The sequence below is a fragment of the Pseudoalteromonas rhizosphaerae genome (assembly GCF_028885455.1).
Taxonomy (GTDB): domain Bacteria; phylum Pseudomonadota; class Gammaproteobacteria; order Enterobacterales; family Alteromonadaceae; genus Pseudoalteromonas; species Pseudoalteromonas rhizosphaerae.
In genome coordinates this window covers 2910117-2933726 of record NZ_CP118496.1, presented here as the reverse complement: position 1 = coordinate 2933726, position 23610 = coordinate 2910117, and the positions used below count along the sequence as shown (strand labels likewise).

The 23610-nt window shown below is 40.9% G+C and carries 24 protein-coding genes and 2 pseudogenes; 16 read left to right on the top strand and 10 right to left on the bottom strand.

Annotation, left to right across the window (positions count from 1 at the left end; genetic code table 11):
- Positions 1-153: 153 nt before the first annotated feature.
- Complete coding sequence (lrp, locus tag PVK79_RS12605; RefSeq protein WP_145242214.1) at positions 154-633, bottom strand: leucine-responsive transcriptional regulator Lrp; 480 nt, start codon at positions 631-633, stop codon at positions 154-156.
- Between the two features lie 140 nt (positions 634-773).
- Between lrp and ald the strand changes: the two genes are divergently transcribed.
- Positions 774-1895, top strand: a complete 1122-nt coding sequence (ald, locus tag PVK79_RS12600; RefSeq protein ID WP_257325748.1) for an alanine dehydrogenase — start codon at positions 774-776, stop codon at positions 1893-1895.
- 71 nt (positions 1896-1966) lie between these two features.
- Here the strand turns inward: ald and PVK79_RS12595 are convergent, their stop codons facing one another.
- The gene (locus tag PVK79_RS12595; protein WP_145242210.1) at positions 1967-2764 is read right to left on the bottom strand and encodes a M48 family metallopeptidase; all 798 of its coding nucleotides are present in this window, start codon (positions 2762-2764) and stop codon (positions 1967-1969) included.
- A 192-nt stretch (positions 2765-2956) separates the two neighbouring features.
- Here PVK79_RS12595 and PVK79_RS12590 point away from each other — a divergent pair, with 192 nt between their 5' ends.
- On the top strand, positions 2957-4156 hold the full coding sequence (locus PVK79_RS12590; RefSeq protein ID WP_145242208.1) for a Bcr/CflA family efflux MFS transporter: 1200 nt from the start codon (positions 2957-2959) through the stop codon (positions 4154-4156).
- Positions 4157-4183: 27 nt separating this feature from the next.
- Here the strand turns inward: PVK79_RS12590 and grpE are convergent, their stop codons facing one another.
- Both grpE and PVK79_RS12580 read right to left on the bottom strand, forming a co-directional pair.
- Positions 4184-4792 (bottom strand): nucleotide exchange factor GrpE, encoded by a 609-nt coding sequence (gene grpE, locus PVK79_RS12585; protein WP_145242206.1) that lies wholly within the window; start codon positions 4790-4792, stop codon positions 4184-4186.
- A gap of 58 nt (positions 4793-4850) precedes the next feature.
- Positions 4851-5816 (bottom strand): HrcA family transcriptional regulator, encoded by a 966-nt coding sequence (locus PVK79_RS12580; RefSeq protein ID WP_257325746.1) that lies wholly within the window; start codon positions 5814-5816, stop codon positions 4851-4853.
- Positions 5817-5916: 100 nt separating this feature from the next.
- Here PVK79_RS12580 and nadK point away from each other — a divergent pair, with 100 nt between their 5' ends.
- The 7 genes from nadK (at position 5917) to PVK79_RS12545 (ending at position 11935) form a co-directional block, all read left to right on the top strand.
- A complete protein-coding gene (nadK, locus tag PVK79_RS12575) occupies positions 5917-6801 on the top strand; it encodes an NAD(+) kinase (protein WP_145242288.1) in 885 nt (294 codons plus the stop codon).
- A 78-nt stretch (positions 6802-6879) separates the two neighbouring features.
- Positions 6880-7419, top strand: coding sequence for a hypothetical protein (locus PVK79_RS12570; protein ID WP_145242202.1), 540 nt, complete (start codon positions 6880-6882; stop codon positions 7417-7419).
- A 92-nt stretch (positions 7420-7511) separates the two neighbouring features.
- Positions 7512-9185 carry a DNA repair protein RecN gene (recN, locus tag PVK79_RS12565; RefSeq protein WP_182778461.1) on the top strand — a complete coding sequence of 558 codons (1674 nt, stop codon included), beginning with the start codon at positions 7512-7514 and terminating at the stop codon, positions 9183-9185.
- Between the two features lie 109 nt (positions 9186-9294).
- Positions 9295-9720, top strand: a complete 426-nt coding sequence (locus tag PVK79_RS12560; protein WP_145242198.1) for a hypothetical protein — start codon at positions 9295-9297, stop codon at positions 9718-9720.
- A gap of 103 nt (positions 9721-9823) precedes the next feature.
- The gene (locus tag PVK79_RS12555; RefSeq protein WP_145242196.1) at positions 9824-10144 is read left to right on the top strand and encodes a hypothetical protein; all 321 of its coding nucleotides are present in this window, start codon (positions 9824-9826) and stop codon (positions 10142-10144) included.
- Positions 10145-10550: 406 nt separating this feature from the next.
- The gene (locus PVK79_RS12550; RefSeq protein WP_257325743.1) at positions 10551-10838 is read left to right on the top strand and encodes a hypothetical protein; all 288 of its coding nucleotides are present in this window, start codon (positions 10551-10553) and stop codon (positions 10836-10838) included.
- A gap of 233 nt (positions 10839-11071) precedes the next feature.
- Entirely contained in the window at positions 11072-11935 is an 864-nt protein-coding gene (locus PVK79_RS12545) for a hypothetical protein (RefSeq protein ID WP_257325742.1), read from the top strand.
- A 74-nt stretch (positions 11936-12009) separates the two neighbouring features.
- Here the strand turns inward: PVK79_RS12545 and ltrA are convergent, their stop codons facing one another.
- Entirely contained in the window at positions 12010-13365 is a 1356-nt protein-coding gene (gene ltrA, locus PVK79_RS12540) for a group II intron reverse transcriptase/maturase (protein WP_257324051.1), read from the bottom strand.
- A gap of 837 nt (positions 13366-14202) precedes the next feature.
- On the opposite strand from ltrA, the gene PVK79_RS12535 reads away from it, so the two are divergent.
- From PVK79_RS12535 to PVK79_RS12505, 7 genes and pseudogenes are all read left to right on the top strand, one after another.
- The gene (locus PVK79_RS12535) at positions 14203-14556 is read left to right on the top strand and encodes a hypothetical protein (RefSeq protein WP_257325741.1); all 354 of its coding nucleotides are present in this window, start codon (positions 14203-14205) and stop codon (positions 14554-14556) included.
- Positions 14543-15616: a hypothetical protein gene (locus PVK79_RS12530; protein WP_257325739.1), complete on the top strand. Its 1074-nt coding sequence runs from the start codon at positions 14543-14545 to the stop codon at positions 15614-15616. Before PVK79_RS12535 ends, PVK79_RS12530 begins: the two co-directional genes overlap by 14 nt.
- An 8-nt stretch (positions 15617-15624) precedes the next feature.
- The gene (locus PVK79_RS12525) at positions 15625-15801 is read left to right on the top strand and encodes a hypothetical protein (protein ID WP_257325737.1); all 177 of its coding nucleotides are present in this window, start codon (positions 15625-15627) and stop codon (positions 15799-15801) included.
- A 357-nt stretch (positions 15802-16158) separates the two neighbouring features.
- A pseudogene (locus PVK79_RS12520) lies at positions 16159-16971 on the top strand (IS256 family transposase); the annotation flags it as partial.
- 86 nt (positions 16972-17057) lie between these two features.
- Positions 17058-18092: an IS21 family transposase gene (gene istA / locus PVK79_RS12515; protein WP_182762801.1), complete on the top strand. Its 1035-nt coding sequence runs from the start codon at positions 17058-17060 to the stop codon at positions 18090-18092.
- Entirely contained in the window at positions 18089-18862 is a 774-nt protein-coding gene (gene istB, locus PVK79_RS12510; protein WP_182762799.1) for an IS21-like element helper ATPase IstB, read from the top strand. The genes istA and istB overlap by 4 nt, the downstream gene beginning before the upstream one ends.
- A 52-nt stretch (positions 18863-18914) precedes the next feature.
- Positions 18915-19103, top strand: a pseudogene (locus PVK79_RS12505) (transposase); the annotation flags it as partial.
- Positions 19104-19134: 31 nt separating this feature from the next.
- On the opposite strand, the gene PVK79_RS12500 reads toward PVK79_RS12505, so the two are convergent.
- The 5 genes from PVK79_RS12500 to PVK79_RS12485 all read right to left on the bottom strand — a co-directional run bounded on the left by PVK79_RS12500 (position 19135) and on the right by PVK79_RS12485 (position 23599).
- Positions 19135-20294, bottom strand: a protein-coding gene (locus PVK79_RS12500; RefSeq protein WP_257325736.1) for an IS3 family transposase whose coding sequence is annotated in 2 segments (ribosomal slippage) — positions 19135-20021 and positions 20021-20294 — 1161 coding nt in all. Because the reading frame shifts where the segments join, the coding sequence is not laid out codon by codon here.
- A gap of 278 nt (positions 20295-20572) precedes the next feature.
- Positions 20573-20647, bottom strand: a complete 75-nt coding sequence (locus PVK79_RS23560) for a hypothetical protein (protein WP_425607893.1) — start codon at positions 20645-20647, stop codon at positions 20573-20575.
- Positions 20648-20695: 48 nt separating this feature from the next.
- Positions 20696-21810, bottom strand: a protein-coding gene (locus PVK79_RS12495) for an IS3 family transposase (protein ID WP_257325735.1) whose coding sequence is annotated in 2 segments (ribosomal slippage) — positions 20696-21561 and positions 21561-21810 — 1116 coding nt in all. Because the reading frame shifts where the segments join, the coding sequence is not laid out codon by codon here.
- Positions 21811-21931: 121 nt separating this feature from the next.
- Positions 21932-22900, bottom strand: a complete 969-nt coding sequence (locus PVK79_RS12490; RefSeq protein ID WP_257325734.1) for an IS30 family transposase — start codon at positions 22898-22900, stop codon at positions 21932-21934.
- 51 nt (positions 22901-22951) lie between these two features.
- Complete coding sequence (locus PVK79_RS12485) at positions 22952-23599, bottom strand: IS66 family transposase zinc-finger binding domain-containing protein (RefSeq protein WP_257325732.1); 648 nt, start codon at positions 23597-23599, stop codon at positions 22952-22954.
- Between the last annotated feature and the right edge of the window lie 11 nt (positions 23600-23610).

The following is a 23610-nucleotide window of genomic DNA, read 5'->3' as shown; positions in this document are numbered from 1 at the left end:
TTGTACTCATTCTTAGCAATGGAATACCTTAGCAGGAAATACTTTTTGTTGCACTTTATCTTAACCATGATGGCCTGATTATGAACAGGTTTTTATTAATCGCGCATGTATCAATAATACAACTTAAGTAGTTACTAAAAAATAGCGCATAGTTCAGCCGATATATGGGCGAATAATCACCCCTTGCTCGCCTTTTACTTCTTCCATAACAACATAGGTACGGCTTTCACTAACGTTCGGTAGCTTGAGCAGAATATCCCCTAATACACCACGATATTCAGACATATCATTTACGCGGGTTTTTAGTAAAAAGTCAAAGTTACCCGAGACTAAATGGCATTCGATAATTTCATCATGCTTTTTAACTGCAGCACTAAATTCATCAAACACATCAGGTGATGTTTTAGTGATTGTCACTTCGACGTACACCGACAAACCTTGCCCAAGTTTAGCAGGGTCAACCACGGCTTTATAACCGACGATGTAACCTTCGCGTTCGAGCTTTTTTACACGCTCTAAACAGGGCGTTGCACTGAGCCCCACACGTCGAGCTAATTCAACATTAGACACTCGGCCATCGTGCTGTAGCTCTATTAAAATCTTACGGTCAATACGGTCTAATAACTCATGCATAATAACGACTAGTTTTTTGTACTGTTTAAACGGTGTTTTCAGATTATATCACTAGAATACCGATTAAAAAAGGTGAGACACACTGCCAGTACATGAATATAATAGTGAAAAATTTTATCCCGTTCTATTAAGGCAATATTATGATTATCGGTGTACCTAAAGAAATAAAAAACCATGAATACCGTGTAGGTATGGTCCCTGCTAGTGTTCGTGAGTTAGTAAACCACGGCCACCAAGTTTTTGTTGAATCTGATGCAGGTATGGGCATTGGCTTCACTAACGAAGATTACACACTGGCAGGTGCAGAAATTCTAGCAACTGCTGCTGAGGTTTTCGCAACAGCAGAGATGATTACAAAAGTAAAAGAGCCACAAGCCGTTGAACGTGCAATGCTACGTGAAGACCAAATTCTTTTCACTTACTTACACCTTGCACCAGATCTTCCACAAACTGAAGACCTAATCAAAAGCAAAGCAATTTGTATCGCATACGAAACAGTAACTGATTCACGCGGTGGTTTGCCACTACTTGCACCTATGAGTGAAGTTGCTGGCCGTATGTCTATTCAAGCTGGTGCACAAGCGCTTGAAAAATCAAACCATGGTCGTGGCATGCTACTTGGCGGCGTACCGGGTGTTGAGCCAGCTAAAGTTGTTGTTATTGGCGGCGGCATGGTTGGTCGTAGCGCAGCACAAATGGCTGTTGGCCTTGGTGCTGAAGTTGTCGTACTTGATCGTAACATTGACGTACTACGCGCACTTGACGCTCAGTTTGGTAATAAAGTTAAAGCGATTTACTCAACAGCTGATGCACTTGAAAAGCATGTACTTGAAGCTGACCTAGTAATTGGTGGCGTACTTATCCCAGGTGCTGCTGCACCTAAACTAGTTACTGCTGAACACATTAAAGCAATGAAGCCTGGCTCTGCAATTGTTGATGTTGCAATTGACCAAGGTGGTTGTATCGCAACGTCTAAAGCAACAACTCACGCTGATCCGACCTTCATCGTTGATGACGTTGTTCACTACTGTGTTGCTAACATGCCAGGTGCTGTACCACGTACATCTACTTTCGCACTTAACAATGCAACATTGCCTTTCATCATTAACCTTGCAAACAAAGGTTATAAGAAAGCATTACTAGATGACGCTAATTTCCTTAAAGGTCTTAACGTGATCAAAGGCCAAGTAACTTACAAAGAAGTTGCTGAAGCCTTCAACATGCCATACGTAGATCCACGTACTGCTGTTGAAAACGCATAACTAGCGTTTAGAATAATAAAAGCCTGTGAACATCAGTTCACAGGCTTTTTTTATATCACCAAAAAAGTTTATTACAGCTTACATTGTGGGTTTTTACCCGCCGCTTTTGCTGCTTTTTGCTCATTTAATGCTTGTGGCAATTTTGCTTGTAGCTCTTTAATGCGGTTAGCAGGTGCTGGGTGAGTAGACATAAATTCAGGTGTATTACCACTGCCTGCTTTACTCATATTCTGCCAAAGTGTTACGGATTCTTTTGGATTAAATCCGGCTTTTGCCATTAAATCTAAACCCACTTGGTCGGCCTCAGATTCATGAGAGCGACTAAATGGTAAAATAACGCCGTACTGCGCACCTAAACCAAGACCTTGCATAATTTCGTTACGATATTGTACATTGCCCATTTCAAGTGCGGCACTGCCCGCTTGCATACCTGTTTGTAGCAAGGAACTTTGTGATACGCGTTCATTAGAGTGCTCAGCAATTACATGCCCTACTTCGTGCCCGATAACGGTTGCTAGCTGATCTTGATTTTCAGCCACTTTCAACAACCCTGTATGCACACCAATGTAGCCACCGGGTAATGCAAACGCGTTAGCTGAATCGTCTTCAAATACCACCACTTCCCACGCCTGAGTTGCATACTGTTGCGGTAATACTGCAATCACATCGTCAGCAATGCACTTTACATACGCATTTACTTGAGGATTATTATTAATTTTTTGATTCTTTTTCATATCAGCAAAGCTTTGCTGACCCATCTGACTCATTTGTTGATCAGAATAAAGCGCAATTTGCGTACGCCCTGTTGGTGATGTTTTACAACCCGCTAATACAGCGGTGGCAAGCACAGCCAAAACTAATTTTTTCATTGTATTCTCTTAACTAACAATTTAATTGTTCTTAGAATAGCAAACCAGCCTGCAATTGAATATATCGACTGCCAGTAAAAACATCTGTTGCGTTATATTTCAGTTAAAGGCGATAGTTAGCATGCAAACTAAGTACCCAAGACTAATTGTCGCTGTTACAATAGCAGCCTCTTTTTGTTTAATGGGTTAGTCATGCAGGACTCGGTTTCTTTAAATAAACGCATTCTATTACCTTTACTCGCCAGTATTGTTGCAATTACGCCACTGGCAATCGATATGTATCTTCCGGCAATGTTAGTCATTGCTAACGACCTTAATACCACAATGCCCAATGTACAAATATCGTTAAGCATATATTTAGCTGGCTATGCGCTGGGAATGCTATTTTTTGGCCCAATCGCAGATCAAATTGGTCGTCGCGTGTTAACGAAGGTCGGCTTAGCATTGTTTGGCTTAAGCTCTGTCGCATTGGCCTTTTGTAATGACATTCATCTATTTTGGGCTTTGCGGGGCGTACAAGCATTCACAGGTGCTGCAGCAACCGTTGTGGTGCCAGGGATAATTCGTCATATTTATAAACAAGATACTGCTAAAGGAATGTCGTATGTATCGATGATCATGATGGTAGCGCCCTTAGTCGCACCAACGGTTGGATCAATGATCATGGGCTTATCTCACTGGCAAACAATCTTTTTAGTACTGGCTAGTTACAGCTTTGTTATTTTAGCCTTGGTACAAATATACTTAATCGATATCCCTATTTTCAAAAGCCCGATGAAAGGCTTTGCACTATTTTTCGATAGCTATAAAACCGTATTTAAAAATAAAGATACCCGAGCAGATATAGCCAGCTCAATGTTTGTCTCATTCGGCTTTTTTTGCTTTTTAACCGCAGTGCCCTTTGTATACCTTGATTACTTTAAAGTATCAGAACAATTATTTGGTGTTTTATTTGCTTTCAATGTCATGGCGCTAATGTTTGGTAACTTTTTAAATACCCGCCTAGTACCACGTATTGGTTCACGAAAAATGCTGTATTATGGATTAGCGGTCGGCTTTGTAGCTGGCAGTGCCCTACTCACATTTAGCATATTACACCTATCGCTGTATTTTATTGTTGCAGCTATTGCTCCTCTGATGATGAGTTTAGGGGTTACCGCTAGTAATGCTGATGCATTGATCTTAATGCAGTTTGAAGAGCGTTCTGGCACCGCTACGGCGGTTATTGGTACATTGCGCTTTGGCAGCGGTGCATTAGTCGGTCCAATTTTAGCCTTAATGCATGCACAAAGTGCGGTACCATTTTCAAGCTTAATGTTCAGCGCATTAGTATTAACACTAATAGCCCAGCTTTGGCACCGAGCTAGAAACAAAAAAAATGCCCGTAGTTAACGGGCATTTTTTTACTAAGCGACTTATTTATTCAGCTGCTTTAGATACCATCACCATTGCAGGGCGTAATAAACGACCATTTAATGTATACCCTTTTTGCATCACTGCTAATACAGTGTTAGGTGTTACATCATTGCTTGGTTGAATCGACATTGCTTGGTGGAATTCAGGATTAAACTGCTCACCTTGTGGGTTAACAATTTCAACACCAAATTTTGCAACCGCATCGTTGAAGCTTTTAACTGTCATATCAATCCCTTCAAGCAATGGCTTTAAGGTTTCGTTTTCTTTGTCTGAGAACTCAATAGCACGTTCTAGATTATCAATAACAGGTAATAATTCGTTAGCGAACTTTTCAAGTGCAAATTTATGCGCTTTTTCTACATCTTGTGCAGCACGGCGACGAATATTATCAACGTCTGCAGCGGCACGTACTACGCTATCTTTTTGGTTTGCGATAGTTTGTTTCGCATCTTCAAGCTCAGCATAAAGCATAGCAATTTCAGCTTCAGGGCTAACTTCTTCGCCTTCGTGCGCGTCAGCAGCTTCTACAGCCGCTTCAACGTCTGCTTGCATTTGCTCTAATTCTTCGTTTAATTCAACTTCTTGCTCTGGTGATTTTGTCTGCTCAGACATAATTTAAGTGCTCCAATACTTTTCAATTGCGGTAATTATGGGGATTGAATCAAAAGATTCAAGAGCCAAATGACTCGATTAATTTAAATTCTTGAATGATTGCTTCAATTTGCGCCGATTTAGGACAAATTACACAAAAACGACTTTGATATTCTTGATTTTGAAAATACGGCACGCTGATCACCATCAGTTCGTCACAATCAGTAAATGGCAATTGTGACGTATTTAAAACCGACACACCATTTTTAAAAGCTAACTTATCTTCTACAAAGTTCAAAAATGAGACACCAATATTTAAGCTTTGTTCACAATCAATTTGCCGATATAAATAATTTTCGCCGACCACGATACTGTTATCTGAGCCTAATTTATGGCTCAGCTCACGGGTCCATTGATTTAACGAATCATGACAATTTCGTGGTGCTGTATTTGCCATTGCTTGCATACGGTACAAGCCTTCCATTAAAGTTTGCTGACTGAATACAGTATTAAGCCAAGTAGCGAATTGATAACGTACGGTGTCAGACGCATCATCCGGCTTATGAATACAAATGTTATGGCTTTGCCCTGCTCTATCTAACAGTAAAATAAGCCAATCATTGCTGTCAAAATCTAATACTTCAACTCTAAAAACATGTTGAGAACTTACTTGCGGCAGACCAACGCAGCAACATACCTGATAACGCTGGCTTATACCATGCGCCATCTCGACTAATTGCGCTTGTGCAGGCTGCCAATATTGCGCAATCTGCGACAGAGGGAAAAATTCACTTAGCCAATAATCAAATCCGGCATTAGTAGGTACCCGTCCAGCAGAAGTATGCGGTGAATACAGCAGGCCTATTTTTTCTAGGCGCGACATCGCATTTCTAACTGTTGCAGAACACACAGCCATACCTTTTTGCTTGGCAATACGGCTTGACGCGACAGGTTGACCTTCACCATTACAGTACAGGCTCATCACGGCGGAAAATATTTGCTGATCTCGAGGGTTTAAATTCATAGTATCTACATCTTGCTGCATACTGGGGATATCGGGGCGTAGTGAGTTTATTTCAAGGTTATTTTCAAACTTGTCACTTTTGAGTTACTCTACTGATATTAATACTATTGATGCGTTTATCATGGAATCACCGTTTAAAACCATAGGTTTAATTGGCAAACCAAATCACAGTGGTGCAGCTGCAACTTTACAGCGCTTATACACTTTTTTAAATGCGTTAGGATTTGACGTGTTATTAGAGCAGAGAACAGGTCATCAATTAACCAATGTCCCCAAGGAAAAGTTAGTCAAACTGGTTGAGCTTGGCGAACGTGCCGATCTCGCTATTGTGGTCGGAGGTGATGGTAATATGCTTGGCGCAGCAAGGGTATTAGCCCGATTTGATGTTGCTGTTATAGGCGTAAACAGAGGCAATTTAGGCTTTCTAACAGATTTAAACCCAGAAGGCTTTGAAGCTAGTTTAGAACAAGTATTAAGTGGTCAATATCTTGAAGAAAAACGCTTTTTATTAGAAGTTGCAGTTTATCGCCATGGCGAATTAAAAAGTGCTAACTCAGCAGTGAATGAAGCCGTTTTACATGCCGATAAAGTTGCTCATATGATTGAATTTGAAGCCTTCATTAATAACGATTTTGTTTTTTCTCAGCGCTCTGATGGTTTAATTGTCTCAACCCCTACGGGCTCAACAGCCTATTCGCTGTCGGGTGGCGGGCCCATTTTGACCCCAGAACTAAATGCAATCTCATTAGTACCGATGTTTCCGCATACATTATCAAGCCGACCATTAGTGGTTGATGCCGATAACGAAGTACGCTTAAAGCTCAGCTTAGAGAATACCGACAGCTTACAAGTCAGCTGCGATAGTCATGTGGTGCTTGCTGTATTGCCTGGCGATGAAGTGATAATTAAAAAAGCAGATAAGAAACTGCGCCTGATCCACCCCAAAGACTACTCTTACTATCATGTACTTCGCACTAAGCTCAACTGGGGTAGTCGTTTATATTAATTTTATTGCGCTCATTCAGACTTTAGAGCAAAATAAGCTGAATTCATTTATTACCTTTTCAAGGGAAATCAAACCGAAATGACGTATGTTGTTTTCTTTGCTTTATTATTATTGATAACGCTGCTTGGCAGCTATTTGGTGATTGAAAATAATCGCCGAAAAGCGCTTGAAGCGCAAAAAAAGCTATTCAATAATCGCGTTAAAGAAGTAACTCAACAGTTAAAAATAAAATTAAATGAGTACTGCGACGCAAAAATAATTCGTCCTAAATACATCCCAAGAATACAAGTTATTGCCAGTAATTTCTTTGTCGTACAACCTCATACTGACGAAAACTTATTGTATCTTGAACGCATAAACGAGTCATTGATCAGCACGATTAGTAGTGAGTTGGCAAAAACTTATGTAACAGGTGAACGAGATGCACTAGCTGAACGCTTAGATTTTTTTGTGGCTGAGTTACCCATAGCCGGCGTTGCTTACAATAAAACGTTTTACCATGAACTTTTACCATCCATGATTAAAGTTTTACGCACTGATGATTTATCTGCGAATCCTGAAGATTATGTCAAACCTGTTGATCCTGAAACTAATTTTGAGAAATCAACCAGTGAGTAAGTAATAAACTAGATAGCGACATTAAAAATTAATTTGCAAAAACCCAAAACACTGTATAAATTAACAGTTAATTGACTGGATGGATGAACAGTATGTTAACTGGGTTAGAGATTAAAAATTTTGCAATTGTAAGCAATTTAAGCACCGAGTGGCAAAGCGGTATGACAGCCATTACGGGTGAAACAGGTGCCGGTAAATCTATTGCTATTGACGCCTTATCTTTATGTTTGGGTGAACGTGCCGAAGCCTCAGCTGTTCGCCCAGGCACTGAGCGCGCTGAAATATGCGCTACCTTCGATTTAACCAACCTCCCCTTGGCTAAGCAGTTTTTAGAACAGCATTTGCTATCGAATGATGAGCAAGAGTGCTTACTTCGTCGTGTGGTGTGTAAAAATGGCCGCAGCAAAAGTTACATTAATGGCACCCCAGTCACTGCAGCCCAACTAAAAGAAATCGGTCAGTACTTGATCTCTATTCATGGTCAACATGCTCACCAATATTTGCTTAAAAGCGAACATCAACTCCAGCTATTAGACGCTTATGCAGGTCATCAACCTCTGGTTGAAGCAGTGCGCCAGCATTATCGTAATTGCCAAAACTTACAAAAAGAATTTACCGCGCTCGAACAAGCCCAGTTGCAACAAGCAGCGCAAAAGCAGTTATTAGAGTACCAAGTAGCTGAGCTTGATGAATTTGCATTACAACCAGATGAATTTTCGCAAATTGAAGCCGAGCATTATAAGCTCAGCCACAGCCAAACTATTATTGAAGCATGCCAACGTGAGTTACAAAGCTTATACGAAAATGACGAGCAAAATGCCTGTTCCCTATTACAACATAGCGCGCAGCAGTTTGCTGAGCTTGCGGGGTTTGATGAAAGCCTAGCTAGTGTGGCTGCTTTACTCGAAGAAGCGGCTGTGCAAGTTGAGGAAGCGAGTCGTGAAATTCGTAATTATGCAGAGCAAGCTGAACTTGATCCGAGCCGACTAATCGACGTTGAAACACGATTAAGTGGTGCGATGGATTTATCACGTAAACACCATATTAAACCAGAGGACTTAGTTGAGTTTCACCAAAGTATCACACAAGAGCTTGAGTCGATTAGTAATAACTCTACCCGTTTAACGCAACTTGAAGGTGAAATTAACCAAGCATTAGCAGCTTATCAGCAAGCTGCGCAAACCCTAAGCGAAAGCCGTCATGAGGCCGCGCAGACATTAAATACATTGATCAGTGCAAGCATGGCGCATTTATCAATGGAAAATGGTGTGTTTGAAATCGCCCTTACACCACAACCTGAAAAAGCACCAAACAGCCTAGGTTTTGATAATGTAGCGTTTTTAGTATCAACCAACCCCGGGCAGCCATTACAACCACTGTCTAAAGTCGCCTCTGGCGGTGAGCTGTCGCGTATAAGTTTAGCGATACAAGTTATTATTGCGCAAAAAGTCATTACGCCAACGCTTATTTTTGATGAAGTGGATGTAGGTATTTCTGGACCAACTGCAGCAGCTGTAGGCAAGCTTTTACGTCAATTAGGCAAATCAACTCAAGTTATCTGCGTAACCCATTTACCGCAAGTTGCCAGCTCGGGGCATCAGCAGTTTTTTGTGGCCAAAGAAATTGCCAATGGCGAAACCTTTACACAAATGTTGCCACTCAGTAAACATGGCCGTATTGATGAAATTGCCCGTTTACTTGGTGGTGATAACATCAGTAAAACAGCCAAAGCTAACGCAAAAGAGTTAATTATGGCGCATGCTTAATTAAGCTAAAACAACACCTACGTTTAGACTATTTTTAAATACAACCATCCATTAAGCCTTACTTATATAAAGCAAGGCTTAATAACTAACAATAGAACACATATAAATCATGACGATAACAACATTGCCAATAAAATTAATTAGCCTACTTTTTTGTTTTACACTTTTAACGGGTTGTAACGATTACTTTATAAATACCACGCAACTGACGAATAGCACATGGCAACCACTTTTAGTCATTGCATTTATTAGCCTATTTTTGATCCCGTTAATTAGCTTAGCGCTGCTTATATTTAGTCAATGGAAGCACCTTCAGTTTAAAATAACTCTGCAACGTTATTTACATGGCTCACTTGTTTTAATGCTCGCCATAGCATGGTTTATCGAATTAAGCTTAGTGCAACGCGCTGATAACCGTATGGATTTGATGTTAACGCTGTGCGCGCTAGCCACTCAAATGGTATTAGTCGTGGCTGCTTTTGTACTTGTTAATAAACAACAAAAAATGCACCACCGCGCTAAAAACTTTCTGTAAAGCACTGTTTAAAATAACAATTAAAAACATTTACTTTACATAATTGACACATTTAATTTAGCAACATACACTCAATAAAATAAAAAAATCGATGGAATGAATAATGAGCGCTACACAATCTAAAATCACCCAGCTAAAACGTTGTTATGCAACATTACAACTGGGTGTTGCTAAAGCTGATGGCCGCCTTACTCTTACTGATAACCTGCTACATTTTGAAGCCCTCAATAAACAACTTAACTTAGGTTGTTATGCCATCAAACTTAATAACATTTCCCATGTCGAAAAATGCGCAGCTAAAGCCGGCGGTTTAATCCCTATTACCACCGCTGGAATCAAAATAACCACCAAAGAAAATTATCATCTAGAGTTTATTTTAGCTGAACCCGATGAGTGGCTTAATTGCCTGCAAGCTAGTCATTAAGTATTAAAGGAAAGGTACTAGGCTGGAGGTTCTAGGCGCTAGGCACCCTAACAAATAACTCGGCGTTTAATTCACCGCCGTAGGCTGGGTTGAGAGCAACGAAACCCAACGATGAATGATTAAAACTGAATGACGGCTTAGAGTGATAACCGGTCATTGAGATTGGCTAAATATCGTAGTTACTTGATAGGTCAAACTGATTTTTGCGCGTATATTCATGAAAATGAGCGCTGCGTGCATATTGGTTAATTTAACTTTACCTAAAAATTTTAGAAAACTTTGTGATAGTAATGTCTTAGGTAATTTGTTAAAACTATATAAAGCAGACAAATGAGCGTTAAGTCGGCAGAAATATGCGTGATGAGCTCACTATTAAATTGTTAGCTTTCAAGGTGGAATGTGCGACATGCTTGTTGTGAAAAATTGGACTATATGGTGGGAAAAGAAAAGATTTTTGATCATTCCTCATATTGTACTTTATTTTGATAATAGGCCTGAAAATTATTGGGTGGGTGTGTTTGACTACGACGGAAAACTGGATAAGTTGTTAAAAGCTGATCCATATCATGATTTAACAGGTGTTCTAATTCAGAAGAGAGATGTTTTATTGTACATTTTTTCGTTTGCGTATTTTAGGGGGCAACGATTTCGCCTAGTCGAGAAAGGATATGAAAGTGATAAGCATAATTTTTGAGAATAAAGAATGGCTATTTAGTGGGCTTGGTATAGCGTGTTTGGGTATAGTCTGGCGTGCTCTATCGGGAAAAAAATCAAACAGAGATAGTAACAATGCCCCTAGAAAAGTCGAGACTACGTTTGGTGCTATTACAACTGGCGATAACTCAACTAACATTCAGTCCAAGGGAAATGTGACGGTGAGTATAGAAAATGGCAAAGTACAGAAATCTGATTAGTGGAGATAATTCTGTGAATATACAAGCTGAATCTGTCAGCTTAATATTCCCAGAGCAAGTGATCTCTAATCCTGATAACCCGATCTCGGCTTTAGAGGAATCTCTACATTTCATTAGTGGCTTAAAGACTTCTTCATTTCTAATCGAAGCGTCAGATGCATTAGCTAAGTTATATCATCAATATTCTCGAAACTACTATCAAAGGGTTCCATTACATTTGTTAGCCTCACTAACTGAAGAATATGCTCTCGTGCAAATGGACCTTGGCAGAGTTTTTCATTGCAAGGACTCAGCATCCTCTCTCTTTCTGCGTGCTAGTCGGATTTGGAGGTACATTGGTAACGTCTATAATTCTCTATTCGATTTACATATGCTTGGCGTGTGCTCCGGCATTGCGGGAAGGAATGAACGAGCTCTTAGTATCTATAAGCTGTGTCAAAATAATATTCCTACATCAAACAGATTTAAAGCTCTGTCTGGACATGTTTCTAGAGATTTAGCAATTGCATTAAATAGAAGTGGGGAGTATGAAGCTGCTTTTAAACTGTTGTCAAATAGTCGAGCTGGAACTGAAAAATGGCGTTCTGAGTTTAATTTTGCTCTCGATACTCAAAAACTGGCAATTGCCGCGGCTGGATGCCAAAAGTATGATCTCTCTTGGTCCTTGATCGAAAGTGCATCTAAAGTTATGGAAACAAAAGACGACTTGTCTTTCGTGAAAAACCTTAACGCAAAGCATTTTTTTGCTGTAAAAGCAAAAGAAATGACACTAGCAAACACTCTATACTCAGAGATAGAAGAAATATGTAAACTCAAAGGATTATTTCACCAGATGCAAGTACTACATACGCAGTCTGCATTTGGAGTTACACGATAAAGCTAATCGGGTAGCCGGAGGTCTCTAACCTCCAGCCCCCACACCACCCATCATGCGGGTCCGCAATGGGCGGTTCATCTCCCGTAGTGAATATTGATCCAAATATCTCTTAATGACGCTAAACCTTGTGACGCTAGATAGTCATTGCCTATCGCAATGTTAATTCCTTTTGTTTTTGAGCTTCTACAAGGACCTTTACTGGTGATACCACATGCAATGGCGAGTCGTTCGCTAACACCCAATTTCATTAAACTGCGTACTTTGGTGCGAGGTTTACGCCATTGCCGCCAGTAGCACATTCTTATCCTACGGCGGATCCAGTGATCTAAATCCACCGTTAGCTGATAAGCGTTGGCTATTAGGTAGTAGTGTCCCCAGCCGCGCAAATACTGTGTGAGTTTATGAATTTGTAGGGTCATTGAGATCCCCCAGTTGCGGTTAGTGAGCTCCCTGACATTTGCTTTAAATTTCTTTAGCGCCTGTTCGTGGATCTGCACTTGACCGTAGCGGAAGGTAAACCCGAGAAATTTCGAGCCTGATACTGGACCGACCCGACTTTTCGATTCATTCACTTTGAGTTTTAATCGCTTAGTGATGAACGCAGTAATTTCCCGTTGGATTATTAGTCCTTCGCTTTTGGTTTTTACTAAAATGATTATGTCATCAGCGTAACGGGCAAACTTAAGGTGTTTGTAGGCTAGCTTCTTATCTAATTCATCGAGTAAAATATTGGAAAGTAAAGGGGATAATGGCCCACCTTGAGGGACTCCTTTGGTTGACTCAAACCACAGACCTGTTTCGCACTCTGCTACTCCCGCTCGTAGGTATTTACCGAGTAGGCGCATGAGTGCTTTGTCTTTGATTTTACGACCAACACGATTCATCAGCATGTCATGGTTTACTTCATCAAAGAACTTAGACAAGTCGATATCAACCGCTGTTTTATAACCTTGTTTAACACAAAATTGAACATGGTTCACTGCTTGACTGGCTCTTTTATGAGGACGATAACCATAACTATGTGGTGAAAATTGAGTCTCAAAGTAAGGGCTGATCACTTGAGCAATGGCTTGTTGGATCACTCTGTCGATAACAGAAGGGATCCCAAGCATTCGCTCACCGCCATCGGGTTTGGGTATCATCACGCGTTTGACTGGCAAGGGTTGATAAGTGCCGTTAAGTAATTGTTGTTTAATACCCAGCCAATGTAACTTAGCGAAGTGATTAAACTCTTCAATACTCATATTATCAATACCCGCAGCCCCTTTATTGCGCTTAACATGTTGCCATGCTGCACCAATATTGTGGTTGCTTAGTACCCTTGCCATCAGGTCATGATCTGTTTGGCTATATTCATTCGAGGTATTATTCACAGTAGAACGCTGTTCATCACTATCGCAACACGGTGATCTATGTGAATTCAAGTTCATTTGTAGTATCTCCTCTGGTTAAGATGTTCAGGCCTTCACCGTGTCCCCTCCATTACGATGGGCGTTTGGCTACTATGCCGTCTGCTGACTTCTGATAAATCACTCTAGCGATTACTCGATAAAGCGCGTCTAAACTAACGCTTGTTTACTGCTATTTCGCTCGCTGTAGGTCGCAGCAACCAAAGCGCCAAGGGTTGATCAACCAGTCCCTAACTGGTAATCTCCAAGCGTTAGCGCGGATGCGTGTTTATCAGATCTCCCCGAATAAGGTGCATCGACTTTCTCTGCACAACTGCATCATTTACGGTGGCCGTTAGATCACATGACTTCGCTATCTTGTGCTAGCTCGTCTTCAGCCTACGCCTCATATGATGTTTTTGTTCATCAGCTCGCAGATTTGCTAGCGGCTTCCTCCAGACTATCTCTCGCGATTTAGCCCTTGCCATTCGCTAGTAGTTATCGTTTAATAACAGTATGTTATTTAAACGGTGATCTTCCTACAGAGGACTTTCACCTCATAAGTCAATGCCCATGTCGGGCGTACACAAACGGCTACAAGCGACATCCACCCGTCGCGTCATTTGTTCCAATGGCCCGAGCGCCAATTTTGGCACAAATCCCGCTCCGGCTGGTTGCGCCTGAGCCGGGCGTTGAGGCTGTAGAATTACTCTTTTTTAAGAAAAACAGTCTGTTTTATGGGTTCAAAATGCATTGCCGAGTGTTTTAAAAACGCTTAGAGTTAATTACAGGAGCTCGTTTTTTAATTGAATTTGGCTGTTAGAGTTATTCTACAGCCTCGTTAAGTGTCAGGGCTTCTTCAAGAAAATGGTATATAGAATGAAAAGAGTGGGAGCTATATTGTCAGTGACCTTAATGTTGCAAGGATGTGCAATTAATTATGTAGATTCCTCTGGAGCGAATCATACGATTGGGTTTGCACATGTCATACAAAAAAAAGAAAAAAAGGACAATGCAGTTGCTAACATTCATCAGGTTAAAGCCGTTGGCGTCTATTTTCTAGTAATGGAGCAGAGCTCATCTTTTGGAGTTGGATATACAAACACTTACGAGGTCGTAATAGAGGAAGACAATGCTCTGAGTTTAGAACTGAAAGAAAGCAATCCAATCAATTTGAAATTCAAGACTACAAATTCACTAATCAAACAAGGAAAGCGTGATGAAGAAAAATAGAATATTTATTCTAGCCATGAGTGTAATTTTGGCTTCTGGGTGTTCAAATCTAGGTAAGAAAAACGTCCTTTTCGTAACTAAGACAAGCTTAGGTGTTGATGTAGATAGTACGCCTCCAGCTATTGATGTCGGTTATGCTCGAAAGGAGGGGACAGTAGCTCCCGTTTTTGAGGATGGACAGGTTCTATCCCAAATGGCGGCATTTTCGACTAAACAGGGGTTAGTAAATCAAGCCGCCGGACAAAGCTTCGCAACAGGTAATGCCGCCGAGCTGATGACTAAGTATTTAATCTCTAACGCCACAGTTACCACAGGTGACACCATAGGTATGGATGAAGTTCTGAAAATTCATACTATAAAAAGAAAAGGTGAGCCGGAACGGTATTTTTTTGGTACTGACATGAGCTTTGGTCTAAAGGTAGGATTGGCAGTTGAAAATGGGGGCATGCCAGACTCACTCAGCCTGGGCTATAAAAGAAAAGAATCTACTTTCGTACCTTTAATAGAAAAAAGTGTATCGAACAATGAAGTTGAAGTTGCTTTGCCATCTTTGATTTCTACATCAGGTTTCGAAAATCAAATATCATCTAGTGACTCCTCTCTGTTGCTACGTCAATTTTTTGCCACAGGAAATGCGGCCAATTATTTGGCCTCAATAGCAGGTATTCGCCAAGAAGTAGTACCTAAAATGATACCGGGAACTGAGGAGCTGGTCAGTTTTGTAAGAGAAAGAGGTTTCACAGAATCAAAAACTCAACAGCGAATTGAAAAGTTGTTAATCGCTGTTGATTCGCTTGACGATAATACTGTTTATTCAATAAATAAGACTCCTCCTCTAGTTAATCCTGCAGCAGACAATATCATCAATCAAATGGATCCTGCATGCCAGCGCCTTTCGGACAGAGATTGTAACTCTGACGGTACTCCCGACTTTGGAGGGACCGGAGCGACTGGAAATGTGGATATAGCTAAGCGGATGCTAAAATTTAGAGTGGTAATGTCGGGTAAAAGAAGCGAAGCTGAATTAGCTAGCTGGGAAGCGGTTATTAAAGCCAACTAAGGGAGTAAATGAAGATGCCAGCTATAGTTACAACAAAAGAAGAATTCGACAAAAGCATACCTAGAGAATCTCTAGAAAAGGAGGTGGAACTAAGAATTTTAGCAGGAGCTATAAGAAGTAAGATAGTAGATCTTGGAAATAAGTGGGTTATAGAAACTGAGTGGAATGTTGTTGGGCAGCAGTAGTAATTAAAACACTTAACAAAGCCATTAAATTCTCTCCCTTCGGTCGACGGACGCTCGCGGCGTTTATCGATTAACATAATTAATGACTCGTGATTACTCGAAAGGTAATCACTTATTACGCAGGTGAAACTGCAACATTAAGTGAAATTGAGGTTAATATGAACACATCTTTTTCTACATTATTTACTAATCTACGACGATAGAGCCCCTATAGGAAAGCTAGATCGTGGCACGCACTATTCAATATTACGATCTACAAAGGAGCTATAGTCGTTTCTGGTGTATGAGAAAAAGTCATTGCGATGTAATCTGTTAATTGATCTTGGCGGATCAACAATTAACCAGAGAGACATCGCAATAACTGAAAATGATAATGTTATTTCCATCGAGACATCAGTAAATCCGTTAGAACAATTACTGAAAACAGGGGCGCAGCAGCCGTTAGCTCAAGCTATAGAGGCGGAACTAGCACAATTGCTTACTCAATACCAGCATGAGACCGTCGAAGGGCTTCAGAGGATTGTTAAAAATGGTCACCAACCTGAACGTACTATTCAAACAGGCCTCGGTGATATTGAAGTAAAAATACCTAAAGTAAGGGATCGAAAAAAGGAGGGCGTTAAATTCAATAGTGCCTTGATCCCGCCTTATTTGAAACGGACGAAAAACATTGAAGAATTGATCCCATGGCTCTATTTACGAGGGATTTCAACAGGTGATATGCAGCCTGCTTTGGTGTCATTGCTCGGTGAGCAGGCCAAAGGGTTGTCCGCAAACAGCGTCTCTCGATTGAAAGCCGCTTGGGAAACAGAATACCATCAATGGACTGGACGTTCTTTGGCTAAGCGTCGGTATGTGTATATCTGGGCTGATGGGATTTACAGCAAAGTTAGAATGGATGATAAGTTGTGCTTATTAGTGGTTATGGGCGTAGATGAAACGGGTAGAAAGGCATTGTTAGCGGTGGTAGATGGCGTTCGTGAGTCTGAGCAGAGCTGGATTGACGTGTTAAACCAGTTGCACTCACAAGGTCTAACAATACCGCCCAAATTGGCCATTGGTGATGGCGCGCTGGGATTTTGGAATGCCCTCACCAAAGTATGGCCAACAACGCAACATCAGCGTTGTTGGGTGCACAAAATAGCGAATGTGTTAAACAAAGTGCCTAAATTGTTACCAGCAATGCAAAAATGATCCACTTCAACAATTGAAATCTGATCCAGTTAACTTAACACTGGTGCTTTTGGATAAGCACCATGATTTCAAAAGAAGAGTTCATGAAAATAAAAGTCTTAGCCATGCAAGGCATGTCTCAACGAGCCATCGCTAAACAATTGGGCATATCGCGCAACACCGTTAAAAAATACCTTCAAGGTGACTTTGACGAGCCGCATTATGCTACTCGTAAAACGGGTATTTCAAAATTAGAGGCATTTAAACCGTATTTACATTCTCGATTAGCTAAAGCCGCTCCAATACATTTATCAGCCGTTGTTTTACTCAGAGAAATTAAAGAGCAAGGCTATACCGGAGAAATATCGTTACTACGCCAGTACTTGTATCAATATCGAGGTAGCGTTGAACCCCAACCCATTATTCGCTTTGAAACAGAAGCGGGCAAACAAATGCAAGTTGATTGGGGCCAAATGCGAGGTGGGAAATCACCACTGCACGCCTTTGTCGCTGTTTTAGGCTTCAGCCGTGCATTGTTTGTCGCAATCACTGATAACATGCGCTATGAAACACTCGAAGCGTGTCATCGCCAAGCCTTTGAGTATTTCCAAGGCATTCCACAACAAGTGTGGTATGACAATATGAAAACAGTGGTAATAGAGCGTGATGCTTACGGTGAAGGCAAACATCGCTTTAATCAATGCTTTTATCAATTTAGTAAAGAAATGGGGTTCATTCCAAAGCTCTGTAAACCCTACCGCCCACAAACAAAAGGGAAAGTAGAGCGAATGGTGCGCTATGTGCGCGATAACTTTTATCAGCCATTAGCCACTAAATTATTTGCCCTTGAACTTACTTTGGACGTTGAAACAGCCAATGTTGAAGTCATTAACTGGTTGAACACAGTGGCTAACCAGCGCATTCACGACACAATAAAAGTAAAGCCCGCAGATAGATTAAAAGAAGAGCAAGCGTACCTACAACCTTTACCCCCGCTCCAACCTGTTGCACCACCACAGCCGGCAGAAGTGGCTATACCTGTATTTGATATGTCCTTCGAGACTCACCCGTTACATCATGACTTAAACATTTACGCGCAATTCTCGGAGGCACTATGAACTTGCAACTCGCACGCTTACATGAACTAACGGAGGAGCTGCAACTCGCCGGTGTTGAAACAAATGCAACAGCGCTAGCGCAGCAAGCAGCAAAAGAGGAATGGGATTATTTACAGTTCTTAGAGCGCGTACTGCAAGGTGAGCAGGCGTACCGGCACCAACGTAAACAGGTTATGTTTACGCGTATGGCTGGATTTGCGTCATTAAAATCGCTTGAGGAGTTTGACTTTACGTTTGCCACCGGTGTGCCCAAAAAACAAGTTAACGAGCTTGCCACACTCTCGTTTATTGAACGAAAAGAAAACGTCGTTCTGCTCGGGCCATCAGGTGTAGGCAAAACACATATTGCCAGTGCGCTAGGTTACAAGGCAGTGCAAGCAGGCTTAAAAACCCGCTTTATTAGCGCGTCTGATTTAATATTGCAATTAACCACAGCGCAACGTCAAGATAAGTATAAACAAGTGATGCAGCGCTCAGTTCTGGCACCCAGGCTACTAATAATTGATGAAATAGGCTATTTACCGTTTAGTGCTCAGGAATCTAAATTATTGTTTGATGTCATTGCAAAGCGTTATGAAAAAGGAGCGGTCATACTCACCAGTAACCTCCCATTTGGACAATGGGGGAGCATTTTTGCGAATGACACAGCGTTAACATCAGCGATGTTAGATAGAATTTTACACCACTCACATATTGTTCAAATTAAGGGGGAAAGTTATAGGATCAAAGAAAAGAAACAAGCCGGATTAATGGAAAACCTTAATAAATAGTGGATCATTATTCAAATGGTGGAGTGGATCACTTTTCGGTTGTTGTTGACATAAATCAATGCAGCCGAAAATCAAAGCGAATTTGCAAGATATCTGGATGGCAGAGAGTCGCTTTTCTGCTTATAAAGCGTATGATTTATTTGTTAAGAATTACTCTGTTAAATACAAAAAAGCGACGGATTGCTTGATGAAGGATAAAGATGAAATGTTAGCATTTTATGATTATCCAGCGGAGCATTGGATTGTAATGGTCAACTAATTCTGTAGAGATTCTAAGCGGCATTTTTTAATTCATTATATTTCTGATGTGGCGTCATATAATTAAGCGTAGAATGCCTACGTTTGTAATTGTAAAACTGAATATAATTGTCCACCTCACTTATAACTGAATGATGATTTATAAATGACAGGCGATTCAGTCGCTCTGTTTTTAAACGTCTAAAAAATCGCTCCATTACTGCATTATCCCAACAATTACCTCGACGACTCATACTTTGCGTTATAGTTAGTTGTGATAACCGAGCTCTAAACGAGGCCGCAGAATACTGGCACCCTTGATCGGAATGAAACATCAGTTGATTAAGAACCGGCTGTTGACGCTTAATAGCATTATTCAATGCTGCTATAGCCAATTCAGCATTTGGGCTTGTTGATAACGCATACCCTACAACTTCTCTCGTTGATAAATCTAACACACAGGCCAAGTAACTCCACCCTTGATGATTCCAAATATAGGTAATATCACCGACCCAATGCGTGTTATGTGAATCAGGGTTAAACTCTCGTTTTAAGAGGTTCTGTGCGTACTTATGTTCATCGCCTGAATTAGGGTAGTAATGTTTTTTCTTCGGCCTGATGGCTTTTATATTCAACCTCTTCATCAGCGCCGCTGTTTTATATATTCCAATCGTATGATTTAACGCATTCAATTCAACGTGCACTCTACGCCTACCATACGTATAACCAGAATCGTCAGCGATAGATTCAATTAACGCCAGCAGCGCCTGCTCTGCCTCATTTGGCGTGACGGGCGCATAGTAATAACTACTTGTACTGACCTCTAAAACACGACACAACTCAGATACCGTATAGCTTGGGGTCGCTTTCTTCAACGCTTTAATTACTTTAAATTTTGATTGTCGCGAATGAAGAAAGCGGTGGCTTTTTTTAATATATCATTATCCCTTAAAGCTCGCTGTAGCTGCTTCTCTAGCAATTGAATACGTTGCTGCTCAGGTGTGAGTGCTTGTACATTTCCCGAACTCTTACCATCAAGTTCAGATAAATATTGTTGCTTCCAACGTGATACAGCTGACTTTCCTGCGCCAGACATCTCTTCAATTTGCTTATTGGTATAACCTTCTTCTACCATTAATTTGGCATATTCAAGTTTTTGTTGTGCACTGAGTGTTACTTTTGATTTTCTGGTCATAGTGATACCTTTTTGGTTTAGCTCATTTTACGCTATAAACCTGTCCAGTTTCATTAGACCATTACAATAGGTCTTGTTGACATTATTGTTATCCTCATCAAACGATTTAGATAACGGTTTAACATACCTACAAAAATGATAAAACGTGAACTCGGTAACGAGTGGCATTAAGCTTTGATCGGCAAAATCATTAAGAACACAAAAGTGATCATTATCGCGTAATTTTCGTGATCAAAGCTTAATGAGAATAAGCGATCAAAGTTAATGCCATTGGGTGATCAAAGCTGGTGAGAATATGCACGTTGATAGAGTGGTGACAACAATTCAGCACAGCGTAGCATCCAACTCGACATGGTTTGCCTACTCAACTCAATACCGATATCGGGGTAATCCCCCCATTTTTAATGGAGGCGAGCTGTAGAATTTCCGTTGTTTAACTTTTCCATCTTTTGTATTGGTGTTATACCACCTAAGCCCATGTTAGGCCGTCCATTATTATAAGTCCATAGCCAATAAGTCGCTTTGTCTTGTAACTCACTAATATCGCTATAAATATAATGACTCAGCCAGTCGTAACGAACCGTTCGATTGAAGCGCTCTATATATGCATTTTGCTGCGGGTTACCGGGTTGAATAAACCGTAATTCGATATCATTATTTAACGCCCATTGCGCTAGCTGCTTACTAATATATTCTGGGCCATTATCACACCTGATAGCTTTTGGTTTTCCGCGCCATTCTATAATTTGATTTAACGAGCGGATCACACGTTCAGCAGGCAATGATAAATCAGCCTCAATAGTCAGTCCTTCACGATTAAAGTCATCAATGACATTAAACAGACGACACGCTCTGCCATCTGCTAATTGGTCATGCATAAAATCCATTGACCAACATTCATTGATGGTTTCTGGTACTGCCAATGGCTCAGGCTTATCTCTATTTAAGCGTTTCCTAGGCTTGATACGCAAATTTAACTCAAGCTCACGGTAAATGCGGTAAACTCGTTTGTGATTCCATTTATATCGTTTTACATTGCGAAAATATAAAAAGCATAGCCCAAAGCCCCAATTGCGCTTTGATTCAGTCAAATCGAGTAACAGCTCTGCTATTTTTAAGTTTTCATTTTTTAATGTCGACGTATAGCGATAACACGTTTCACTGATCATGAAAGTGCGACAGGCTAAGGCAATACTCATTTTATTTGTACTAACGACTTCATGTGCCAATATCTTGCGCTCAGAAGCCTTTACCACTTTTTTGCTATTGCCTCTTGAATGGCCTCAGACTTTAGCCGCTCTTCAGCATACATTTTCTTTAAACGGCGATTTTCATCTTCAAGTTCTTTCATTCTCGTCATTAAAGAGGCATCCATACCGCCGTATTTTGCGCGCCATTTATAGAAGGTTGAGTTGCCCATACCATGTTCACGGCATAGCTCAGGGATCGGGACACCGCTTTCGGCTTGCTTCAAAATAGCGAGGATCTGACTGTCTGTAAAATGTGCTTTTTTCATAATTTTCTCCTGTGTTTACAATAAGAGAAAATTCTACGTTTGACACCCATTATTTTTCGGGAGGATTACCTCGGCAAACACTGTTTCTTGACGACTTGAATTCAAGTATTAAGTGCAATCATTATGCAGCAACCAGAACTTCTGATTGCCCCGTAAATAATTCATGAGGGGTTTTATACCCTCTTGTTTTTCTTGGCCGATGGTTGAGCTTATCAACTGCCGCCTGTATTTCTGCTTCACTTAGCGCCATAAAATCAGTTCCCTTGGGGAAGATGCGTCTAAGTAAACCGTTGGTATTTTCATTTATGCCCCGCTCCCATGATGAATATGGGTGAGCGAAATACACATCAGCTTCTAATTTTTGTGCAATACGCTCATGGTGAGCAAACTCTTTTCCATTATCTAAAGTCACGGTAATAACCCTACTTTTATATGGTGTCATACACTTGATCAGCGCATCGGCTGTTATTTTCGCATGCTTGCTTTCAATTCTGTGAACGACTGTATATAACGTTTTACGTTCAACCATTGTGACAAAGGCATTTTTACGCCCTTTGCCTATCACTGTGTCACCCTCCCAATCACCAATCCTAGACTTTGAATCCACAATATCTGGGCGTTCATCAATATTGACTCGATTAACTATCTGTCCGCGTTCATCGTAGCTTCCATAGCGTTTTTTATACTTTTTACATGCACGAGTGAGTGTCTTATGTAGCTCGCCACCACGGGCCTTGTCTCTGTAAATATATTGATAAATCGTTTCATGATGTAAAACGACCTTTTTCTCTAAAGCTAAGCGGCCTGCCACCTGCTCTGGCGAAAGTCCGTCATGCAACAATTTATTAATCCAGTCAGTAACGTAATCTGTTAACTTACTTGCTTTGAAAGATGACTTGCGTCTTTGTTCAGCAAAACTATTGGCTTGGTTAGGCCGATAGCCTTTAAGTCCTTTATTGCGTTGTAACTCTCTAGAGATAGATGACGGTGAACGAGTTAGCTCATCAGCTATCTGTTTTTGGTTATTTCCTGCTTTTATTAACGCGTAAATCTGGTATCTTTCTTCTTGTGTCAGCTGTTTATATTTCATTAAAGCAATTTCCTTTGGCGAGAAAATGGCCGAATTATAACAGCTAGCCATCTAATCTGAGAAATTGCACTTATTATCCGAATTTAGGCGATAAAGCGGTAAGCCAAACTGGTATTTACACATGATTATTTGGCTCAGCAAGCTGGGCGTTGCAATGCTTTTTGGGATCGCTGTTGCGGGCATAAGGGCGGTTTTTACCACACTTTTAATCCCTTCTCGCTCACAATGGCGGCACGTATATTTCGGGCGAATGGTTTTGATGACTTTGATATGCGCTGGCACAAACTCGAGCGCTTCACTGCTGCTTTCACCCATTTTATGTAGTGGGCTTTGACAGCAATCACACTTTTTATCACCCTCATCAAGGTCAACAACGACCTCAACTCGGGGTAACTGTGCTGGCAGTGGCCGGCGTTTCGGTTTGGCTTTTTCTTTCTTTACTGAGGCCGATGTGGCCAATAGCGCTTTATCATGTTCATCAAGAATGTCTTCGGCTTCATTGAATACGTCGCCTGCACCCGGCATCTTTTCAGATTTCTTCGCGTACTCTTTGGCAAGTTTCGCGTTATAAGCTTGTAGCAATTCGTGAATTTGCGCGTCTTTTTCAGCCAACTTTTCATCCATAAGCTGTTGCAACTCAAGCACCATGCGCTTGAGTTGTACAGGATCGTCAGGTAATGAGTGGGCATCAAGTTTCATACCTGCAATTT